Genomic DNA, 19603 nt, shown 5'->3' on the forward strand with positions numbered 1-19603 from the left:
GTCAAAAAAGGCCCGTCGTGAGACGGGCCTTTTTCTTTTGTGCTACGGCTGGGCCGTTTCGTGCAGCAGACGCCATGTAATCCCGCCGCCTTCCTGATTAAGCACCGCGGTTGACCAGCGCACGTTGACGGGCAGGTCCGGTCGGGTTTGCGTCTCCCGGTAGTGCAGTACCGCGCCACGATCCCAGTGCTCGATCGTGGATAATTCGTCAATGACGATCTTCAGTCCGGGGCGGCTTCCTCGCTGACTGTGCAGAAAGCCCACAAGGCCGTGATAGTCGATATGAACGCCACTCGGTGGGATCATCAGAAAATCTGGCCGGAAACGGGCGAGCAGGGCGTCGGAGTCGCCTTCGCCTTTGCCTAACCAGTTTTCAAGCGCAATATGGAGGTCGATAATGTCGTGTTCAAAAGGCGTCATGAATTCTCCTGTCGCAGCTGGGCGAGCACCTGCGTATTGTTAAGTCGGAAAACGTACAGTACAGGCAATAGGGTCATGCCTGCGGCAAAAAGAAACATTCCGTGCCAGGCGGCGAGCGGCGCCAGATAACTTTGCGCCAGACTCAGCACCTCTGCCAGCAGCAGGGCTCCGGCAAAAAAGCTCAACTGACGATTGAGATTCCACAGCGCGCTGGCATCCGGCATCTCTTCCCGGCGCGTTGTCAGAAAAGCGCTGCTCTGAGCGGTACTGCTGCACAGGCTGCCCCCCGCGCCCATCAGGGTAAACGCAACGACCGGAAGCAGCGTAGCCGAACTGACGTTAAGCAAAAGCAGAATGCCCGTCGCCTGCAGCAGGCAGCCGATAACAATCAGCGGCTGTGGGCCGATACGGTTAAAATAGCGTCCCGTCGCCGTGATGGCGATAAACGATGCCACGGACCACGGCAGCATGAGCATACCCGTTGCGGCTGGACTCATGTTCGCCTCGTGCTGAAGATAAAACATGCCCGTAACGTTTACCCCGATAAATACGCCAGGAACGCATACATAGACAAGCATGGCAAAACGCAAAAGCGGGTCCGCGAGCAACCGCAGGTTGAGCAGCCTGGCCGCTTTCATCGCGGGTATTTCATGTTTAAGCCACAGGCAGGCCAACACAAAGGTCAGGATGGCCACCGGAAGCGTCGCGAAAAATATCCACCGCCAGCTTAGCATCTGCACCAGCAGGCCCCCGATAGCGGGGGAGCAGGCGGGAGCAAGCAGCGCGACCAGCATGACCGCCGAGGAGAGTCTGGCTCGCTCGTGAGGCTGAAACAGTTGCCAGGTCAGCGCCTGTCCGACGGGGATCAGTAAGCCACCGCCCACGCCCTGCAGCACGCGCCAGGCGATCAGACTTTCCAGCGTTGCAGACAAGCCTGCCGCAGCAGAAGCCGCGCTGAACAGAAAAAGCGAGATCAGGATGACCCGCTTTGGTCCGAAGCGGCGCGTGAGCATGCTGCTAAACGGGATCGCCAGCGTCAGGCCGGCAATATACCCGTTACTGACCCAGGCAAGCGCTGAAGGCGTGGCGTTAAGAGCTTGCGCCATCGCCGGAAAAGCGACGCTGGCAATAAACATGTTGATCAAATCAAGAAAAAAGCCCAGCAGATAGACAGCGGCGACTTTGCTGCGATACGTCATGGTGGATCCTCCCGTGAGGTGGCGTATCGTATCGACCCCGAAAGCACGGATAAACCTGACAAAGCGCGATATACTGTCAAAAAAATTTTGACGGTAAAAGGCGTAATGATGATTAACCTACAGCGGACGCAGATGTTTGTTGCGGTGGCCGATACCGGCAGCTTCACTGCCGCAGCCGATGCACTGGGCCTGACAAAAGCCGTGGTCAGCTTCAATATTCGCCAGCTCGAAGCCGAGCTGGGGGTGACGCTGCTGCTGCGCTCCACCCGCCGCCTGACGTTAACCGAGGCGGGAGCGCTTTTTCATCAGCGCAGCGTGGCGCTTCTGAAGGACGCAGAACGGCTGCAGGATGATGTTCGCGCGAATCATGCAGGACTCACGGGGGAATTGCGGATCACCACCACCCCTGAGTATGGTTCGCGGGTCGTGGTACCGTTGCTGGCAAGGTTTAGCCAGCTGCACCCGGAGCTTCGCGTGCGTCATGTTTCGTCTTCACTCCATGCCGACCTGATCTCAGAGCGCTTTGACGTGGCTATTCGGTTGGGAACGCTTACCGACTCGCGCTACCACGCCGCATTGATTTCACATTTTTCCATCCTGCCCGTCGCGACGCCGGAATGGCGGATGAATCATCCGGTTGAATCGCTTGCGCAGCTGGCGCAAGCCGACTGGATTATTCACGAGCGCTTAGCGTCGCCGCTGCGCTGGCAGGTAAAAGATGCCAGCGGTGCGCCTGAAATGCTTGAGATAAAAAAAGCGCCGCGCCTGTTTGCCGACAGCGCGCAGGCGCTTATGGCTTTTGCGCTTGCGGGAAGTGGCGTGGCGTTACTGCCGGAATGGCTGGTGCGCGATGCGCTTGATGCGGGAAAACTGGTCCCGGTTTTACCGGAATATACCTTCGCGCGGCAGGGCATCCACGCGGTTTATCCGGATGCCCGGCACGTGCCTGCGAAAGTGCGCACCTTTATTGATTTTATGCGCGCCAGGGTGAATTAATCGTGCATCATCTTTTTGATGAGCGCAGAGAACTGCTCCCGTTCGGCCTTATTAAGACGCCCTAAAAACGCCTCATCCACCTCGTTGCCGACCGGCTGGCAGTCTGCAAGCAGGGCTTCGCCTTCTGGCGTCAGGAAGACAAACCGGCGGCGCTTATCTGCGGGATCGTGCTCGCGTTTGACCAGCCCGCGCGCCTCCATTCGGCTGAGCATCTCCGCCAGCGTCGCCTTCGTGCTGACCGCCACTTCGGTCAATGCCACCTGCTCAATGCCCGGGTGCTCGGCAATGGAGCGCATAACCGCATACTGCGGCTTGGTCAGTTCCGGCAGGGAATGTTGCCACTTAGCGGTATGCTGTTGAAAAAGCTGACGTAACAGGTGGAACGCCTCTTGTCTTAGTTCCATGAACACTCCGACAGAAAAAATCACCCCCTATGATAGCCGCTAAAGCCCGGGATGATAACGCGGGATTTTTTAGCAATTAATGTGATCGTGTGCGAACGATCTTGTCAGTAGAGCGATCCGGGGGTAGTTTATCTTTAAATGTTCGTACACGAACAAATTGATTGAGGTGATGAATGAGATTGATCGTGGGAATGACAGGAGCAACGGGGGCTCCGCTGGGCGTGGCGCTGCTGCTGGCGCTGAGGGAAATGCCGGAGGTAGAGACCCATCTGGTCATGTCGAAGTGGGCAAAAACAACCATTGAGCTGGAAACGCCTTACAGCGTGCAGGACGTTGCTGCGCTGGCTGACGTTGTTCACAGCCCGGCTGACCAGGCCGCCACTATCTCCTCCGGCTCGTTTCGCACCGACGGCATGATCGTCATTCCCTGCAGCATGAAAACGCTGGCGGGGATCCGCGCGGGCTACGCCGAAGGGCTGGTGGGCCGTGCGGCAGATGTGGTGCTGAAAGAGGGCCGCAAGCTGGTGCTCGTTCCCCGCGAAACGCCGCTCAGCACCATTCATCTGGAGAACATGCTGGCGCTTTCCCGCATGGGCGTGGCGATGGTGCCGCCCATGCCTGCGTATTACAACCACCCGCAAACCGCCGATGACATCACCCAGCATATCGTCACCCGTGTGCTCGACCAGTTTGGTCTGGAGCACAAAAAGGCGCGCCGATGGAACGGGTTGCGGGAGGCGAAACATTTTTCACAGGAGAACAAAGATGGCATTTGATGATTTGAGAAGCTTCCTGCAGGCGCTCGATGAGCAAGGGCAACTGCTGAAAATTGAGGAAGAGGTGAATGCGGAGCCGGATCTGGCGGCGGCAGCCAACGCCACAGGCCGTATTGGCGACGGCGCGCCCGCGCTGTGGTTCGACAATATTCGTGGCTTTACCGATGCCCGCGTGGTGATGAACACCATCGGCTCGTGGCAAAACCACGCCATATCCATGGGGCTGCCAGCGAATACCCCGGTAAAAAAACAGATCGACGAGTTTATTCGCCGCTGGGATAAATTCCCCGTTACGCCGGAGCGCCGCGCTAACCCGGCCTGGGCGCAAAATACGGTCGACGGTGAAGACATTAACCTGTTCGATATCCTGCCGCTGTTTCGCCTGAACGACGGTGACGGCGGTTTTTATCTCGATAAAGCGTGCGTTGTCTCGCGCGATCCGCTCGACCCGGACCATTTCGGCAAGCAGAACGTCGGGATCTACCGCATGGAGGTCAAGGGCAAGCGCAAGCTCGGTCTGCAGCCGGTACCGATGCACGATATCGCCCTCCATCTGCACAAAGCGGAAGAGCGCGGACAAGATCTGCCGATCGCGATTACTCTCGGCAACGACCCGATCATCACCCTGATGGGCGCCACGCCGCTGAAATACGATCAGTCTGAGTATGAAATGGCCGGCGCGCTGCGCGAAAGCCCGTACCCGATTGCCACCGCGCCGCTGACCGGCTTCGACGTGCCGTGGGGGTCTGAAGTGATCCTGGAAGGGGTGATTGAAGGCCGCAAACGTGAAATCGAAGGGCCGTTCGGCGAGTTTACCGGACACTATTCCGGTGGCCGTAATATGACAGTGGTCCGTATCGACAAAGTTTCTTACCGCACCAAACCGATCTTCGAATCCCTTTACCTCGGCATGCCGTGGACCGAGATTGACTATCTGATGGGACCAGCCACCTGCGTGCCGCTTTACCAGCAGCTGAAGGCGGAATTCCCGGAAGTGCAGGCGGTGAACGCGATGTACACCCACGGTCTGCTGGCAATTATCTCCACCAAAAAACGCTACGGTGGTTTTGCCCGCGCGGTCGGTTTACGCGCCATGACCACGCCGCACGGTCTGGGCTACGTGAAGATGGTGATTATGGTGGATGAGGATGTCGATCCGTTCAACCTCCCGCAGGTGATGTGGGCGCTCTCATCGAAGGTCAATCCGGCAGGGGATCTGGTGCAGCTGCCGAACATGTCAGTGCTTGAACTCGACCCTGGCTCCAGCCCGGCGGGCATTACCGACAAACTGATTATTGATGCCACCACGCCTGTTGCACCGGACACCCGTGGCCACTACAGCCAGCCGGTACAGGATCTGCCTGAAACTAAAGCCTGGGCTGAAAAACTGACCGCGATGCTGGCAGCACGCCAATAAGGAGGAAAAGATGATTTGTCCACGTTGTGCCGATGAGCATATTGAAGTGATGGCGACGTCACCGGTGAAAGGGGTCTGGACCGTTTACCAGTGCCAGCATTGTCTTTATACCTGGCGCGATACCGAACCGCTGCGTCGTACCAGCCGCGAGCATTACCCGGAAGCGTTCCGCATGACGCAGAAGGATATTGATGAAGCACCGCAGGTGCCGACGATCCCGCCGCTGTTGTAAAAATAAGCCCGGTAGCGCTGCGCTTACCGGGCCTACGGGTTTTGTAGGTCGGGTAAGGCGAAGCCGCCACCCGACAAAACAGACCGCAGAAAACTAAACCAGACTCTTCAACCGATAAATCCACTCCAGCGCCTGACGCGGCGTCAGTGAATCCGGGTCGAGGTTCTCCAGCGCTTCCACCGCAGGCGACGTTTCTTCAGCTGGTGCCAACAGCGACATCTGGGTGCCATCAATCTGCGTCGCCGCCGCATTCGGCGAGAGGCTTTCCAGCTCACGCAGCTTCTGGCGAGCGCGCTTGATCACCTCTTTTGGTACACCTGCCAGCGCCGCAACGGCCAGGCCATAGCTCTTGCTCGCCGCGCCATCCTGCACCGTGTGCATAAAGGCAATGGTATCGCCGTGCTCCAGCGCATCAAGATGAACGTTAGCCACGCCTTCCATTTTCTCCGGCAGCTGCGTCAGCTCGAAGTAGTGGGTGGCGAACAGCGTCATAGCCTTGATTTTATTCGCGAGGCTTTCAGCACAGGCCCAGGCCAGTGACAGGCCGTCATAGGTTGAGGTTCCGCGTCCCACTTCGTCCATCAGCACCAGGCTGTGCTCCGTCGCGTTATGCAGAATATTAGCCGTTTCGGTCATCTCGACCATGAAGGTTGAGCGACCGCTCGCCAGATCGTCCGCTGCCCCAACGCGGGTGAAGATACGATCGATGGGGCCAATCTCCACTTTTTGCGCCGGGACGTAGCTGCCGATATACGCGAGCAAAGCAATCAGCGCCGTCTGGCGCATGTAGGTACTCTTACCGCCCATGTTCGGGCCGGTAATGATCAGCATTCTTCTCTGCGGCGAGAGGCTCAGCGGGTTGGCGATGAACGGTTCGTTCAGCACCTGCTCAACGACCGGGTGACGGCCTTCCGTAATGCGAATGCCGGGCTTGTCGGTAAAAGTCGGGCAGGTATAGTTCAGCGTTTCAGCCCGTTCAGCCAGGTTCACCAGCACGTCCAGCTCCGCCAACGCGCTGGCGCTGAGCTGCAGGTCAGCCAGGTGTGGCATCAGCATGTCAAACAGCTCGTCATACAGCTGTTTTTCCAGCGCCAGGGCTTTACCTTTCGAGGTGAGTACTTTGTCCTCGTACTCTTTCAGCTCGGGAATGATGTAACGCTCGGCGTTTTTCAAGGTCTGACGACGTACGTAGTGAATCGGCGCCAGATGGCTTTGCCCGCGGCTGATCTGAATGTAGTAACCGTGTACCGCGTTATACCCCACTTTCAGCGTGTCGAGCCCAAGACGCTCGCGTTCGCGAATTTCCAGCTTATCGAGATAGTCCGTCGCGCCGTCGGCCAGCGCGCGCCATTCGTCCAGCTCCTCGTTGTAGCCTGGAGCAATCACGCCGCCATCGCGCACCAGAACCGGAGGCGCATCAATAATGGCGCGCTCCAGCAGCTCGCGAAGTTCAGTGAATTCGCCCATCGTTTCACGGAGTTTCTGTACCGGCGCGCTGTCAATGTCACTCAGCTGCGCACGCAGTTCCGGCAGCTGCTGGAAAGCATGACGCATCCGCGCGAGGTCACGCGGGCGCGCGGTGCGCAATGCCAGACGGGCCAGGATACGCTCCAGATCGCCCACCTGGCGCAGGACCGGCTGCAGCTCGGTATAGCGATCCTGCAACGCAGCAATCGTCTGCTGACGGCAGACAAGCGTATCCGTATCGCGAATCGGCATATGCAGCCAGCGCTTCAGCATGCGACTGCCCATTGGCGTCACCGTGCTGTCGAGCACCGACGCGAGCGTGTTTTCAACGCCACCTGCCAGGTTCTGGGTGATCTCCAGGTTACGGCGCGTGGCGGCATCCATGATGATGCTGTCCTGCTGGCGCTCCATGGTGATAGAGCGGATATGCGGCAGGGCGGTGCGCTGGGTGTCTTTCACGTACTGCAGCAGGCAACCTGCGGCACACAGCCCGCGTGGAGCATTTTCCACGCCAAAGCCAATCAGATCGCGGGTACCGAACTGCAGGTTCAGCTGCTGGCGCGCGGTATCAATTTCAAATTCCCACAGCGGGCGACGGCGCAATCCGCGACGGCCTTCAATCAGCGCCATTTCGGCGAAGTCTTCGGCGTAGAGCAATTCTGCCGGGTTGGTGCGCTGCAGTTCGGCAGCCATCGTTTCGCGGTCAGCCGGCTCACTCAGGCGAAAACGCCCGGAGCTGATGTCCAGCGTGGCGTAGCCAAACCCTTTGCCGTCCTGCCACAGCGCTGCCAGCAGGTTATCCTGGCGCTCCTGAAGCAGGGCTTCATCACTGATGGTGCCTGGCGTGACGATGCGTACGACTTTACGCTCAACCGGGCCTTTCGAGGTTGCCGGATCGCCGATTTGTTCGCAGATGGCAACGGACTCACCCTGATTCACCAGCTTGGCCAAATAGTTTTCAACCGCGTGGTGCGGGATACCGGCCATCGGGATGGGCTCGCCTGCGGATGCGCCACGTTTGGTTAGCGAGATGTCGAGCAACTGCGAGGCACGTTTAGCATCGTCATAAAACAGCTCGTAAAAATCGCCCATGCGGTAAAACAGCAGGATTTCCGGATGCTGTGCCTTCAGCTTCAGGTACTGCTGCATCATCGGCGTATGTGCGTCGAAATTGTCGATTGTGCTCATGGAGTTATGATGTCCATTTCTTTGAAAATAAACCGTTTTGAGCGGCTCAATGGCCGTTTGTTCGTTCTATTGTCGCATGAAAAAAAGGTACGGCGCAGAAAAATGTGGCGGCTTTACGAGGCACCTTCAGACATTAACTCAATGACGATTTTTCCATGCTCAACGCCCACCCTGACCTGGGAGTTGGTGGTAAAGCCCGCCTTTTCAAGCCAGTCTCCTTTTAAGCTCAGCGCCGCATGCACGCTGTATCGCTTTGGTATCTTCGTTTTTCGATCCTCGTGACGTTTTCTGAAATATCCCACTTTTAAATGGCGGTAGGGTTTGCCGATCGCGATCTCTTTCATAGGGTCTCCAGACTATACGGACAACGGTCATTCCTGATGCCTGTATAAAATACCAGTGATTTTCAGGAGGTGCAGGGTTAATAGTGGAATCAGGCTTCAGAAAACGGAATGCAACACCTGAAATCCACAGTTTTAAAGTGTATTATTGATGCATCTTATTATTTGGTAAGTCGCTATGACCGGTAAACGCATATCACGTGAAAAAGAGACCATCGCGAAAATGATCGCGTTGTACGCAAAGCAGTGTCCACAGGCTTCTCAGGAAGTGGGGCATTATCAGGCGCTCAACGCGTATGCTGATAAGCGCCTGGATAAGTGCGTTTTTGGTGAAGAAAAGCCCGCCTGTAAACAATGCCCGGTGCACTGCTACCAGCCTGCCAGACGTGAAGAGATGAAGCAGATTATGCGCTGGGCAGGCCCGCGTATGTTATGGCGTCACCCCATTCTGACCGTCCTCCATCTGATGGATGACCGTCGTCCGGTGCCGGAACTGCCGGAGAAGTATCGCCCGAAAAAGTGAACCGATCAGCTTCGTAGCGGGCGGCAAATCACGTTCAGGGCCAGCGCGCTGCAGAGTGGAAAGAGCGCCAGCAGCAGCCACGGGTAAATCGCCTGCGTTGAAGGCACCAGCGCGCGATCCAGCAGGCTGCCAAGTAATAAGTTTCCAGCCAGTACCGCAATGCCTCCGGCGGTGGAGAGTGCGCCATAGTGCGCGCCCAGCGTGGATTCATCGGCGAACCGCGGAATGAGATCTTTTGCCGACGGCACCAGCAGCATCTGCCCCAGCGTCAGCAGCGTGACAAACGAGACCGAGGGCAGAAGCCGCAGCCAGCCCTCAGGCGGTTCTGTTGCCGCAAACATTGCCACGCTCACAAAGGCGGCGGAAAGCAGCAAAAAGCCCACCGGAAGAATGTTCACCGCGCCCACGCGTCGGGCGAAACGCGCCAGCGGCAGCTGTAAGGTAATGATCAGAACGGAGGCCAGCATAAAAAGCGGGCCGAGATCTTTCTCGTTACCGCCGGAGCGCTGGATCTCCACCGGCAGCGCCAGATAGAGCTGGTTATAGCTTAACAGCCAGGAGCTGTAGGCAATGATAAAGGCGACAAAGCGCGGCTGGCGGAACGTCGTCCACCAGGGCACTATTTTTATCTTCTGTGAACGTTGCCCGGCAGCAGGCAGACAGAAGTAAAGCACCACTAGCGCAATGATAAAGACGCCTGCCCCCGCCAGCGCCACCTGGCGGAAGCCAAGCCCCGTTAGCAGAGCGCCAGCAACCGGGCCCAGTACCGCGCCGAGCTCCCCGCAGACGGCAAAGAGCGCAAACCACTCCGCCCGGCTTCGTTTCCCTTTCGCCTCGCTGTGGGTACCCGCTTTCGCCAGCAGAGCCTCAATTGAGGGAGAAAATAACGCGCCGCCGACGCCCGTCAGACACGCGCCCAGAATAATCGGCCACAGCGATCCCCCGAAGGCCAGCAGCAGATAGCCTGAAACACGAACTATACAGCCGCTGAGGATGATGACCTTCGCGCCAAACCGGTCCGAGAGCGCACCGCCAACGATAAACATCCCCTGCTGCGAGAACGTGCGCAGGCCCAGGATCAGCCCGATGAGCCCGCCGGAGAGCAGCATGTCGTCGCGCAGAAATATCGCCAGGAAGGGAACGACGGCGTAAAACCCAATGTTAAAAACAAACTGGCTACCCAGTAAAACGGGCGGCCAGAGCGTGGTGGCGGGGCGAAGGGACATTGTCGATCACTCGTCCCTAAACGATAAAGTGAATGTGCTTTTTGCCATGAAACGGCGAGATCTCAATTTTGGTTTTGACCCGAAAGACATCCCAGAGCAACGACTCGGATAAGATGTCCTGCGGCGTTCCGGTCGCCACAATTTGCCCTTTCTGCATCACAATCAGCGAGTCGCAGAACATTGAAGCGTGGTTGAGATCGTGGATGGCGACGATACTGGTAACGGGTAATTGGCTGATCAACTGCATCAACTGCATCTGATGATGGATATCCAGGTGGTTGGTCGGTTCATCCAGCAGGATTTCGGTTGGCGTTTGCGCCAGCGCGCGGGCAATATGCACCCGCTGACGCTCGCCGCCGGACAGGCTCAGCCAGCCCTGCTCGCTGCGGTCCAGCATATCGACACGCTGCAGAGCCGCGGTGACGGTGTCGTCATCCTGCGCGCTCCAGTTAGAAAAAGGGGAGTGGTGCGGAATACGTCCAAGTTTGACCACGTCGCGCACGCGCATGTTGGCGTCGGTCATCCCGTGCTGCTCAACGAACGCCACACGGCGGGCAAGCTGCTTTTTGGCGATGCGGGAAATGTCCTGCCCGTCCAGGGTCACGCTGCCCGCATCCGGGCGACGCAGGCCTGCCAGGATACGCAAAAGGGACGATTTGCCGCAGCCGTTAGGACCAAGCAAACCCACCGTTTCGCCGCGTGAAACCTTCAGCGAGACACCATTGACGATAACTTTTTTGCCCACCTTCCAGGTAATATTTTCAGCGCAGATACTCATCACTTATTCCTTGAACGGTAGATAATCACGGCAAAGAAAGGTACGCCCACCAGCGCGGTGACCACGCCGACGGGCAGGCTCTGCGGCGCAATCAGCATCCGCGAGGCGATATCGGCCAGCACCATCAGGATCGCCCCCGCCAGCGCGCTGGCAATCAGCAGCGTGCGGTGCAGCGGCCCGAACAGGAAGCGCATAACGTGCGGCACCACCAGCCCTACAAAGCCGATTGAGCCCGCCATGCTGACGATGGTCGCGGTGATCAGGGCCGTGGTGGTAAACAGGGCAAGACGCACCCAGGGCACGGCAATGCCTAAGGAGGCAGCCGCGTCATCACCAAAGGTAAAGGCGTCCAGCGCCCGGGAATAGTAGAGGCAGACGGCAAGGCCCGCCAGCACGACAACCAGCGCCAGCTGGAATTCCGGCCAACGCACGCCGCTAAAGCTGCCCAGCAGCCAGAACATCACGTCGCGCGCCTGCTGCGCGCTGGCGGAGGTGCTGATGGTGTAGGCGGTAATGGCGTTGAAAAGCTGAGATGCAGCAACGCCTGCCAGAATGGTGCGTTCATTGCCGCCGCGCGCGCCGTTCGTCAGAAAGGCGACAAACGCAAAGGCGGCGAACGCCCCGGCAAACGCCCCCGCAGAGAGCGACACCGCGCCGGTGCCGATGCCCAGGACGACGACCGACACCGCCCCGGTTGAGGCACCCGCCGACACGCCGAGCACGTAAGGTTCCGCCAGCGCGTTCTTCAGCAGGCTTTGCAGCACGGCACCGCAGATGGCTAAACCGGCCCCGCAGCAGGCCGCCACCAGCGCGCGGCTCAGGCGAAAGTCCCAGATCACGCTCTCATAGATGCGGTTGAGCGGAACGTCGGTCAGCCCCAGCTTATTACCAATAGCGTAAAAGACGTTGGACAGCGGAATCGACAGCTCGCCGACGCTGACACCAAGAGCAATCACTAAAAACAGCAGGACAACGGCAAGCAGAGCGGATGTGGTCAGGATCAGGCCCTGGCGGGCCTGAAGTACGGCTGCCGTCATCAGTTCAGCCCCAGTTTTCTGAGCTGTTCACCCACCTGTTCAGCACCGTAAATCGTACGAATCGTCGGGTTCATCGCCTGACCGTCCATCACCACGATATGGCCTTTTTTGACGGCATCAAGCTGGCTCACGGCAGGATCGCTTTTCAGGAATTTGATTTTCTCATCCGCGTTATCCAGCGCCCAGCGGTTGCGGTCCAGACTGGAGACGACAATCACATCAGGGTTCGCGGCAATAATACTTTCCCAGCCGACGGTCGGCCATTCGGTCTCAGCGGTAATGGCGTTATGGCCACCCAGCACGTTAGCAATAAAACCGGAGGCGCTGTTTTTCCCGCCGACATAGGCATCTGCCGAAGGCGAGGCGCTTGAGAACCAGAAAACAAACGAGAGATCTTTTTTGTTTTTACCAAATTCCTGACGCAGGTCGGCCTCACGTTTTTTGAAATCAGCGATAACGGCCTGGCCGCGCGCTTCAACGTTGAAAATCTTCGCGAAATCTTCAATCTCTTTATAAAGGTACGTCATATCCCACAGCGTCTGGCGGCTGCCGTACATATCGCCTGCCGCTTTTTTGGTGGCGCACATGCCTGGAGATAAATAGCTGTTCACGCCGACGGTAGCCAGATCTTCACGTTTTGCGACCTTACTTTCCGGCCCAAGCAGCAGCGGCAGCTGTGCAGGAACAAAATCGGGGTTTTGCGCAAGGATGGATTCAAGAGTCGGAATTTCGACGGTCAGGGTTTTGATTTTTGTATTCTGCTCAGCCAGCTGCGGCAGCACTTTGGTCGGCCAGAAGGCGCTGGCTTTGACCTTATCTTCCAGTCCCAGCAGGAGCAAAATTTCCACGGTGTTCTGACCGAGGGCCACGACGCGTTCCGGCGCTTTAGTGAATGTCTCTTTATAGCCACAGTTTTCAATCGTCAGAGGATATGTGGTTGCCAGAGCAGAACTGACCGACGCAATCGCCAGGCCTAACGCGCAGATGACCTTCTTCATGAAACGCTACCCTTCATTAATATTATTTTTGATGCAAATGAAACGCATTATTAAGGCGGAATTTTATACAGAGGAAAATATATTGTGTCAATGAGGGACAATTGCGCAGGGTGACGAAAAGCGGCGCCATAAGCGGCGCCGGAATGACGGGTTAAAGCAGGCTCTCTTTATCGATTCCCAGACGCTTCATGCGAGAGAGCAGGGTAGTGCGTTTCAGCCCCAGCCGCTGAGCTGCGCCCTTCGGTCCGGCTACCACGCCGTTGGTCTCTTTCAGTACGCGCAATATCAGCTGATATTCATCTTCGCCTTCCTGCGCGACTTCTGCCGAAAGCGTGGGGGCTTCCTGAAGGGAGACTTCAGGCAAAGAGAGCTGAAGGACGTTCCCGCGCGTCAGCAGTACCGCGCGTTCAATGACGTTTTCCAGCTCGCGCACGTTGCCGGGCCACTCCATCGACGAGAGGGTGCGCAGCGTCTCGGCGGGAATGCTGTCGATGTTTCGCCCCATCCGGCGCGCGATCTTGGCGGTAAAGGCTTTAACCAGCAGCGGAATATCTTCCGGGCGCTCGCGCAGCGGCGGCAGGCAGATCGGAAAGACGTTCAGGCGATAGTAGAGATCGCTGCGAAACTCGCGGTCGGCGACCATCTTTTTCAGGTCGCGGTTGGTGGCGGCAATCAGCCTCACGTCGGTCTGGATCAGCTTGTTGCTGCCGAGGCGCTCAAACTCCTGCTCCTGCAAAACGCGCAGCAGCTTGGGCTGCAGCTCCAGCGGCATATCGCCCACTTCGTCGAGGAACAGCGAGCTTTTATCCGCCAGTTCGAAACGGCCCAGCCGCTGGCTGCTGGCCCCGGTAAACGCGCCGCGCTCGTGGCCGAAGAGGTCACTTTCCAGCAGACCCGCGGGCATCGCCGCACAGTTCATCTTCACCATCCGGCGGCTGTTGCGGTTGCTCAGGTTATGAATGGCGCGGGCTATCAGCTCTTTACCGGTGCCGGTTTCACCGAGGATCAGCACCGTGCTGTCGCTCTGGGCCACCATCTCCACCTGCTTAAGCACGCTGTACATGGCATCGCTGCGCCCAATGATTTCGCCAAACTCGCTGTCCACGTTGTTGAGCTGTTCGGTCAGCGCCAGGTTTTCGTCCACCAGCCGCTCTTTCAGGCGGTGGATCTCCTGATAGGCGAGGGCGTTATCCAGCGCGATGGAAATACGCTCGGCGATCTGGCGCAGCAGCTTCAGGTTGGCGGTGGTAAACACGGCTTCATCGCACTGCGCCAGTTTGAGCACCCCAAGCATGGTGCTGCCGGACATCAGCGGCAGCAGGCACAGGGTCTGAATTTTATTGCCCCAGGTGTTAAACAGCATCCGCTCGTACGGCGCCACCGGGTCCTGCTCGCTGAGATTCAGCAGCAGGATCTCTTTGCTTTTAAATACCCGCTCAGAAAGGGTGCCCGCTTCGTCCACCTCGCTCTGCTCGTGCGCCGGGTTGGCCTCATCAAGATAGTGGGTGGAGTAGATGTTCAGCTTGCCTTTGCGGTTCCCGCGTAGCGCGATGCTAATGGCGTCGATCCTGAAATAGTGGTGGATCTCCTTGGCGACTTCGCTGACCAGCTCGTCCATGTCGAGTCTTGAGAGTACGGCGTTGGTGATGGCGACCAGAATGCGGAAGTTATCGCGCTCGCGGCTCAGCAGGTCGTAATCCACGTTATTGGTGACGCGGCTTTGGATCTGCTCCGCGACGACGGCCACAATCTGGGTGAAGGTATGCAACCGCTCGTACTCCGACTCGCTCCAGGGCTGGTCGGTATTGCGGATAAACTCGCAGCCGCCAAAGATATGGCCCTCCGCCGCCAGCGGCAGCATGCCGTAATGACCGAAAGGCTGATAGAGATTGCTCTCTGCCAGCCGCGGCCATGCCATCCGAAACTCTTCAAAATTGCAGTGCAGCACTTCAGGCCGGGAGAGAATGCGGCGCACCGGGCCGTGCGCGAGGTACGTTTCGTCTTCGTATTCAAACGTTTTGCCATTCTCGCGCGTGGAATAGTAGCTCGCGCGGTGCGTTCCGCTATGCCAGAGCACAATCGCCGCGCTGTCCGCCAGCGCTGATTGCCTGACCAGCCGCGTCAGGGCATCGCTCAGCGCGCCGAGATCGGGCTGTTGTAAAAGTGTGCGCGTGATGTCAAACAGGCCCTGCTGTCCAAGATCGCTCATCGGTGTATACGGCATTATTGCTTTCCAATAGAAACTGGCAAAAAAGAGACTTCACTGCTGACCGCTTATGGCGCGGTTCTAGCAAATTCGGGGTAACGGCTCAGCGTGCGGTAGATCCAGCGTGCGCTTCACGCCATAAAGTCCGGTCAGGCGCACCCCTTTGCGCTCAACCACGTCGCCAATGATGGCCGCGTCTTTCCCTAAGGGATGCGCTCTAAGCTGTTCAAGTACGGCTTCCGCCGCCGAACGTTCCACGCCGATCGCCAGCTTGCCCTCGTTGGCAAAGTTTAGCGGGTCAAGCCCTAAAAGCTCACACAGCCCCCGGACGGCAGGCTTAACGGGCAGGGCGCGCTCGCTCAGTTCAATCCCGCACCCGCTGCTTGCGGCGAACTCGTGGACAACGGCATTCACTCCGCCCCGGGTGGCGTCGCGCAGGGCTTTGACGCCCGGTATGTCGCGCAGCGTCTGGATAAGCGGGGTGAGCACCGTGCAGTCGCTGCGAAGCTCGCCGTCCAGCCCCAGGCCTTCGCGCAGGTTCAGGATGGTTGCCCCGTGGCAGCCCAGCGTTCCGCTGACAATCAGCACGTCGCCCACCGAAAGCTGCTGCGCGCCCCAGTGAACGTCGGCGGGGATCGCCCCCATTCCGGCGGTGTTGATGAAGAGCTTATCCGCCGCGCCGCGCTGGACCACTTTGGTATCCCCGGTGACGATAGCGATCCCCGCCTCGCGGGCGGTGTGCGCCATGCTGTTGACCACTGCCGCAAGCGTCTCCATCGGTAATCCTTCTTCGAGGATAAATCCGCAGGAGAGGTAGCGCGGAATGGCGCCGCTGACGGCCACGTCGTTGGCCGTACCGCAGACGGCGAGCTTGCCAATATCGCCGCCCGGGAAGAATAGCGGGTCAATCACGTAGCTGTCGGTGGAGAACGCCAGCCGGTCGCCGTGTGCGGTGAGGGTTGAGAGCGCGATGCGCGCCTGATCCTCCTGCTCGGCGAGCCAGGGGTTATTAAAGGCCTCCATGAACAGCCGGTTAATCAGCTGCTGCATCGCCTGTCCACCGCTTCCGTGCGCCATTTCCACCGTGTTCATGCTTCACACTCCTGGTTGCGATACTGATACCACGCGGCGCATGCCCCTTCAGAGGAGACCATCAGTGCGCCAAACGCGGTTTGCGGGTTACAGGTGTTGCCAAATAGCGGGCAGTGATGAGGTTTGCATTTGCCGGTAAGCACCTCGCCGCAGCGGGCCCGGGGATCGTCGCACACCTGCTGCGGCTGCGGGCGGAAGTGCGCTTCGGCATCAAATTCGCGATAGGCAGGCGTCAGGTGCACGCCGGATTCGGCAATCAGCCCCAGCCCGCGCCACTCGCTGTCGCCCTCAACGCTAAACACGTCGGCTATCGCCTGCTGTGCCCGTTCATTTCCCGCATCGGGCACCACGCGGCGGTACTGGTTTTCGACCGCGCTCAGGGACGCTATTTTCTGCTCAACCAGCATGGCTACGCCTTGCAGTAGATCAAGCGGTTCGAAACCAGCTACCACTAACGGACGATTGTACTGCTCAGCGATAAAACCGTAGGCGTCTGTGCCAATTACCATGCTGACGTGGCCCGGCGCCAGAAACGCATCGATGCCGTTGTCTGGCTCTTCGAGCAGGCTGCGCAGCGTGGGAATGAGCGTAATATGCTGGCAGAAAAAGAAAAAGTTAGTGACGTTGCGCGCTTTCGCCTGCTGCAGCGTGATGGCCGTAGCGGGCATGGTGGTTTCAAAACCCAGCCCGAAAAAGACGACCTTGCGCTCAGGGTTAGCCTCTGCCAGCGTCAGGGCATCCATCGGCGAGTAAACGATCCGCACGTCCGCGCCGCGTGCCTTCGCCTGCAGCAGCGAGCCGTTTTTCCCCGGCACGCGCATCGCGTCGCCAAAGGTGCAGAAAATGACGTTGGGCTGGCCGGCAATTTCAATACAGCTGTCGATACGCCCCATCGGCAAAACGCACACCGGGCAGCCGGGGCCGTGAATAAACTCGATGTTCTCCGGCAGCAGCTGGTCGAGGCCAAACTTGAAGATGGCGTGCGTGTGCCCGCCGCACACCTCCATGATCCGCAGCGGCCTTTCGTTCGTGTAGTCCAGCAGCGCCGCGCGCGTTTTCAGATGTCCGATAAGCTGCATCACCTGTTCTGGCGCGCGGTATTCATCAACGTAACGCATAGGCTAGCGCTCCTCGCCGTACAGGAGCGCGCCCACGTCCGGCTCCACGTCAAACATGTTTTGCAGCGCGTCCAGCGTGTCGCGGGCTTCCGCTTCGTTAATCACGCTCATCGCAAACCCCACGTGGACCAGCACCCACTGGCCGAGGCGCGACGCGCCCGTCTCATCGGTGCTGCCCACCAGCGTCAGGTCGACGTCGCGCAGGATGCCGCAAACCTCCACTTTGGCCTGATTGCCGTCGAGGGAATGGATTTGTCCCGGTACGCCTATGCACATCGTTCGCTCTCCAGCCAGTCCAGCCAGGCGTCCATGCCGTCGCCGCGCGTGGCGGAAACCAGCAGGATGTGAATGTCCGGGTTCACCTCGCGGGCATGGGTAAGGCACTTATCCACGTCGAAGTTCAGGTACGGCAGCAGATCGACTTTGTTCAGCAGCATGAGGGAGGCGGCGGCGAACATGTGCGGGTACTTCAGCGGCTTGTCCTCCCCTTCGGTCACGGAAAGCACCGCCACTTTATGCCGTTCGCCGAGGTCGAAGCTTGCCGGGCATACCAGGTTGCCGACGTTTTCGATAAACAGGATGCCGTTATCCGCCAGCGGCAGGCGAGGGGCGGCGTCGGCAATCATCTGCGCATCCAGGTGGCAGCCCTTGCCGGTGTTAACCTGAATGGCGGGCGTACCGGTTTCGCGGATGCGCGCCGCGTCGTTAACGGTTTGCTGATCGCCTTCGATAACCGCGCAGGAGACGCGTTCGTTCAGGCGCTTGAGCGTTTCGGTCAGCAGCGTGGTTTTGCCGGAGCCGGGGCTGGAGACCAGGTTCAGCACCAGCAGTTGACGCGCGGCAAAGCGGGCGCGGTTGCGGGCGGCGATCTGGTTATTTTTGTCCAGCACGTCGATCTCCACCTCCAGCATCTGGCGCTGGCTTATGCCCGGCGCGTGGGTGCCCGCTTCGCCGTGGCCGTAATGCAGATCGCCCGCGTCGGAACGCTGCGGCGCAAAGGTGATGCCGGTCAGGGCCGCCGCAGGACGCGGGGCAGGGGAAAAGGGCGCGGAGCGAAACGCGGAGTGGGGACGGTGTTCATCCCCTTCTATAAACAGGTTGCCTTCGGCGCAACCGCAGGTGCTACACATACATTACTCCTTCTCGATTTCGAGGCGTTGGATCTGCATACCGTCATCCGCCACGATGCGAAGATCCGTGCTCTGACACTGCGGGCAGCGCTGAACCTTTGATGAGAGCAGGGTGACGTACTGCTGGCACTGCTCGCACCAGCACTCCGCCTGCTGCTCGTCGATATGCAGCGCGCAGCCTTCCGCCAGCGTGCCGCGGCACACCAGCTCAAAACAAAAGTTCAGGGCGCTGGTCTCGACGCAGGAAAACGCCCCGACCTTCAGCCAGACGCCGGTGACGCGCTTCGCGTGGTTTTGCACTGCCTGCTGTTCGATAAGTTCCAGAGCCCGCTGGCAGAGGGTGATTTCGTGCATGACGCCTCCTCAATGATTTGCGCCAGTAAATGCAATAACGGTGCCAGCTTGATTTGCGTTACGGCGTGACGATGTCAGCGCTGTCGAAATGACACGTCGACACGGCGGCGTTGACAGTGTCTTTTTTGATAAAAATCATTCAAATCAACAAATTAAAAACTGGCACGGAATCTGCTTAACAGCCGCTATCTCCATTAATCGGATACCTTCTATGACTATTTGGGAAATTAGCGAAAAAGCGGATTACATCGCGCAGCGCCACCAGCAGCTTCAGGATCAGTGGCACCTCTACTGTAACTCTCTGGTTCAGGGGATCACCCTGTCAAAAGCCCGACTGCATCATGCAATGAGCTGTGCGGCGCAGGGGGATATGCGCTTTGTCCTGTTCGGTCATTTCACGGTCTTTGTGACCCTGGCAGACAGCTTTAACAGCCACACCATCGAGTACTACGTTGAGAATAAAGAGGGTGAAAAACAACGTATTGCGCAGGCGCAGCTGATGGCCGACGGCATGGTCGACGGCTACGTCAGCAACCGCGATCGCCAGCAGGTGCTTGAGCACTATCTGGAGAAAATCGCGCCGGTTTACAACGGTCTCTACGCCGCGGTTGAGCACGACTTGCCGGTCGACCTCAAACAGCTCGTCGTGGGAAAGGCCCCCGCAAATCTTGCCTGATAACCGAATGTCGAAAAGTGTCGAT

Annotated in this window: 21 protein-coding genes; 6 read left to right on the forward strand and 15 right to left on the reverse strand. The window is 58.5% G+C overall.

From position 1 onward, the window contains the following. Positions 1 to 42: 42 nt before the first annotated feature. Positions 43 to 420, reverse strand: coding sequence for a DUF4440 domain-containing protein (locus IM265_RS09490; RefSeq protein ID WP_193031089.1), 378 nt, complete (start codon positions 418 to 420; stop codon positions 43 to 45). Then, positions 417 to 1619, reverse strand: coding sequence for an MFS transporter (locus tag IM265_RS09495; protein ID WP_193031090.1), 1203 nt, complete (start codon positions 1617 to 1619; stop codon positions 417 to 419). Before IM265_RS09495 ends, IM265_RS09490 begins: the two co-directional genes overlap by 4 nt. Before the next feature lie 108 nt (positions 1620 to 1727). Here IM265_RS09495 and IM265_RS09500 point away from each other — a divergent pair, with 108 nt between their 5' ends. Then, positions 1728 to 2615 (forward strand): LysR family transcriptional regulator, encoded by an 888-nt coding sequence (locus IM265_RS09500; RefSeq protein WP_045261239.1) that lies wholly within the window; start codon positions 1728 to 1730, stop codon positions 2613 to 2615. Here IM265_RS09500 and IM265_RS09505 read toward each other — a convergent pair. Next, a complete protein-coding gene (locus tag IM265_RS09505; protein ID WP_028014232.1) occupies positions 2612 to 3019 on the reverse strand; it encodes a MarR family winged helix-turn-helix transcriptional regulator in 408 nt (135 codons plus the stop codon). The two genes, IM265_RS09500 and IM265_RS09505, sit on opposite strands and share 4 nt — an antisense overlap. Positions 3020 to 3192: 173 nt before the next feature. Here IM265_RS09505 and IM265_RS09510 point away from each other — a divergent pair, with 173 nt between their 5' ends. Genes IM265_RS09510 through IM265_RS09520 form a run of 3 tightly spaced genes read left to right on the forward strand, consistent with a single transcriptional unit; the run spans position 3193 to position 5444 of the window. Beyond that, positions 3193 to 3795, forward strand: coding sequence for a non-oxidative hydroxyarylic acid decarboxylases subunit B (locus IM265_RS09510; protein WP_028014231.1), 603 nt, complete (start codon positions 3193 to 3195; stop codon positions 3793 to 3795). Continuing rightward, positions 3785 to 5212, forward strand: a complete 1428-nt coding sequence (locus tag IM265_RS09515; protein WP_041908445.1) for a non-oxidative hydroxyarylic acid decarboxylases subunit C — start codon at positions 3785 to 3787, stop codon at positions 5210 to 5212. The genes IM265_RS09510 and IM265_RS09515 overlap by 11 nt, the downstream gene beginning before the upstream one ends. A gap of 10 nt (positions 5213 to 5222) precedes the next feature. Continuing rightward, entirely contained in the window at positions 5223 to 5444 is a 222-nt protein-coding gene (locus IM265_RS09520; protein ID WP_003862116.1) for a non-oxidative hydroxyarylic acid decarboxylases subunit D, read from the forward strand. 93 nt (positions 5445 to 5537) lie between these two features. Here the strand turns inward: IM265_RS09520 and mutS are convergent, their stop codons facing one another. Beyond that, entirely contained in the window at positions 5538 to 8099 is a 2562-nt protein-coding gene (gene mutS / locus IM265_RS09525) for a DNA mismatch repair protein MutS (RefSeq protein WP_150144990.1), read from the reverse strand. A gap of 113 nt (positions 8100 to 8212) precedes the next feature. Next, the gene (locus tag IM265_RS09530) at positions 8213 to 8443 is read right to left on the reverse strand and encodes a SymE family type I addiction module toxin (RefSeq protein WP_041908449.1); all 231 of its coding nucleotides are present in this window, start codon (positions 8441 to 8443) and stop codon (positions 8213 to 8215) included. 175 nt (positions 8444 to 8618) lie between these two features. Between IM265_RS09530 and IM265_RS09535 the strand changes: the two genes are divergently transcribed. Next, complete coding sequence (locus tag IM265_RS09535; protein WP_193031092.1) at positions 8619 to 8963, forward strand: nitrous oxide-stimulated promoter family protein; 345 nt, start codon at positions 8619 to 8621, stop codon at positions 8961 to 8963. A gap of 5 nt (positions 8964 to 8968) precedes the next feature. Here IM265_RS09535 and IM265_RS09540 read toward each other — a convergent pair whose 3' ends face one another. From IM265_RS09540 to hypA, 10 genes are all read right to left on the reverse strand, one after another. Continuing rightward, complete coding sequence (locus tag IM265_RS09540) at positions 8969 to 10189, reverse strand: MFS transporter (RefSeq protein WP_193031094.1); 1221 nt, start codon at positions 10187 to 10189, stop codon at positions 8969 to 8971. A 16-nt stretch (positions 10190 to 10205) separates the two neighbouring features. Next, the gene (locus tag IM265_RS09545; protein WP_048960092.1) at positions 10206 to 10967 is read right to left on the reverse strand and encodes an ABC transporter ATP-binding protein; all 762 of its coding nucleotides are present in this window, start codon (positions 10965 to 10967) and stop codon (positions 10206 to 10208) included. Next, on the reverse strand, positions 10967 to 12004 hold the full coding sequence (locus IM265_RS09550; RefSeq protein ID WP_028014224.1) for an iron ABC transporter permease: 1038 nt from the start codon (positions 12002 to 12004) through the stop codon (positions 10967 to 10969). Before IM265_RS09550 ends, IM265_RS09545 begins: the two co-directional genes overlap by 1 nt. Then, a complete protein-coding gene (locus IM265_RS09555; protein WP_193031097.1) occupies positions 12004 to 13002 on the reverse strand; it encodes an ABC transporter substrate-binding protein in 999 nt (332 codons plus the stop codon). The genes IM265_RS09550 and IM265_RS09555 overlap by 1 nt, the downstream gene beginning before the upstream one ends. A 151-nt stretch (positions 13003 to 13153) precedes the next feature. Then, a complete protein-coding gene (gene flhA / locus IM265_RS09560; RefSeq protein ID WP_088204199.1) occupies positions 13154 to 15226 on the reverse strand; it encodes a formate hydrogenlyase transcriptional activator FlhA in 2073 nt (690 codons plus the stop codon). Between the two features lie 63 nt (positions 15227 to 15289). Beyond that, complete coding sequence (hypE, locus tag IM265_RS09565) at positions 15290 to 16300, reverse strand: hydrogenase expression/formation protein HypE (protein ID WP_193031099.1); 1011 nt, start codon at positions 16298 to 16300, stop codon at positions 15290 to 15292. Further along, positions 16297 to 17418, reverse strand: a complete 1122-nt coding sequence (gene hypD, locus IM265_RS09570; protein ID WP_193031101.1) for a hydrogenase formation protein HypD — start codon at positions 17416 to 17418, stop codon at positions 16297 to 16299. The genes hypE and hypD overlap by 4 nt, the downstream gene beginning before the upstream one ends. Before the next feature lie 3 nt (positions 17419 to 17421). Then, a complete protein-coding gene (locus IM265_RS09575) occupies positions 17422 to 17694 on the reverse strand; it encodes a HypC/HybG/HupF family hydrogenase formation chaperone (RefSeq protein WP_028014219.1) in 273 nt (90 codons plus the stop codon). Then, entirely contained in the window at positions 17685 to 18548 is an 864-nt protein-coding gene (hypB, locus tag IM265_RS09580) for a hydrogenase nickel incorporation protein HypB (protein WP_193031103.1), read from the reverse strand. The genes IM265_RS09575 and hypB overlap by 10 nt, the downstream gene beginning before the upstream one ends. A 3-nt stretch (positions 18549 to 18551) precedes the next feature. Continuing rightward, positions 18552 to 18902 carry a hydrogenase maturation nickel metallochaperone HypA gene (hypA, locus tag IM265_RS09585; RefSeq protein ID WP_063155082.1) on the reverse strand — a complete coding sequence of 117 codons (351 nt, stop codon included), beginning with the start codon at positions 18900 to 18902 and terminating at the stop codon, positions 18552 to 18554. Between the two features lie 211 nt (positions 18903 to 19113). Here hypA and hycA point away from each other — a divergent pair, with 211 nt between their 5' ends. Next, positions 19114 to 19578 carry a formate hydrogenlyase regulator HycA gene (gene hycA / locus IM265_RS09590; protein WP_041908468.1) on the forward strand — a complete coding sequence of 155 codons (465 nt, stop codon included), beginning with the start codon at positions 19114 to 19116 and terminating at the stop codon, positions 19576 to 19578. Positions 19579 to 19603: the final 25 nt, after the last annotated feature.

It is taken from the genome of Enterobacter cloacae complex sp. P17RS, assembly GCF_014895885.1.
Lineage (GTDB): Bacteria > Pseudomonadota > Gammaproteobacteria > Enterobacterales > Enterobacteriaceae > Enterobacter > Enterobacter bugandensis.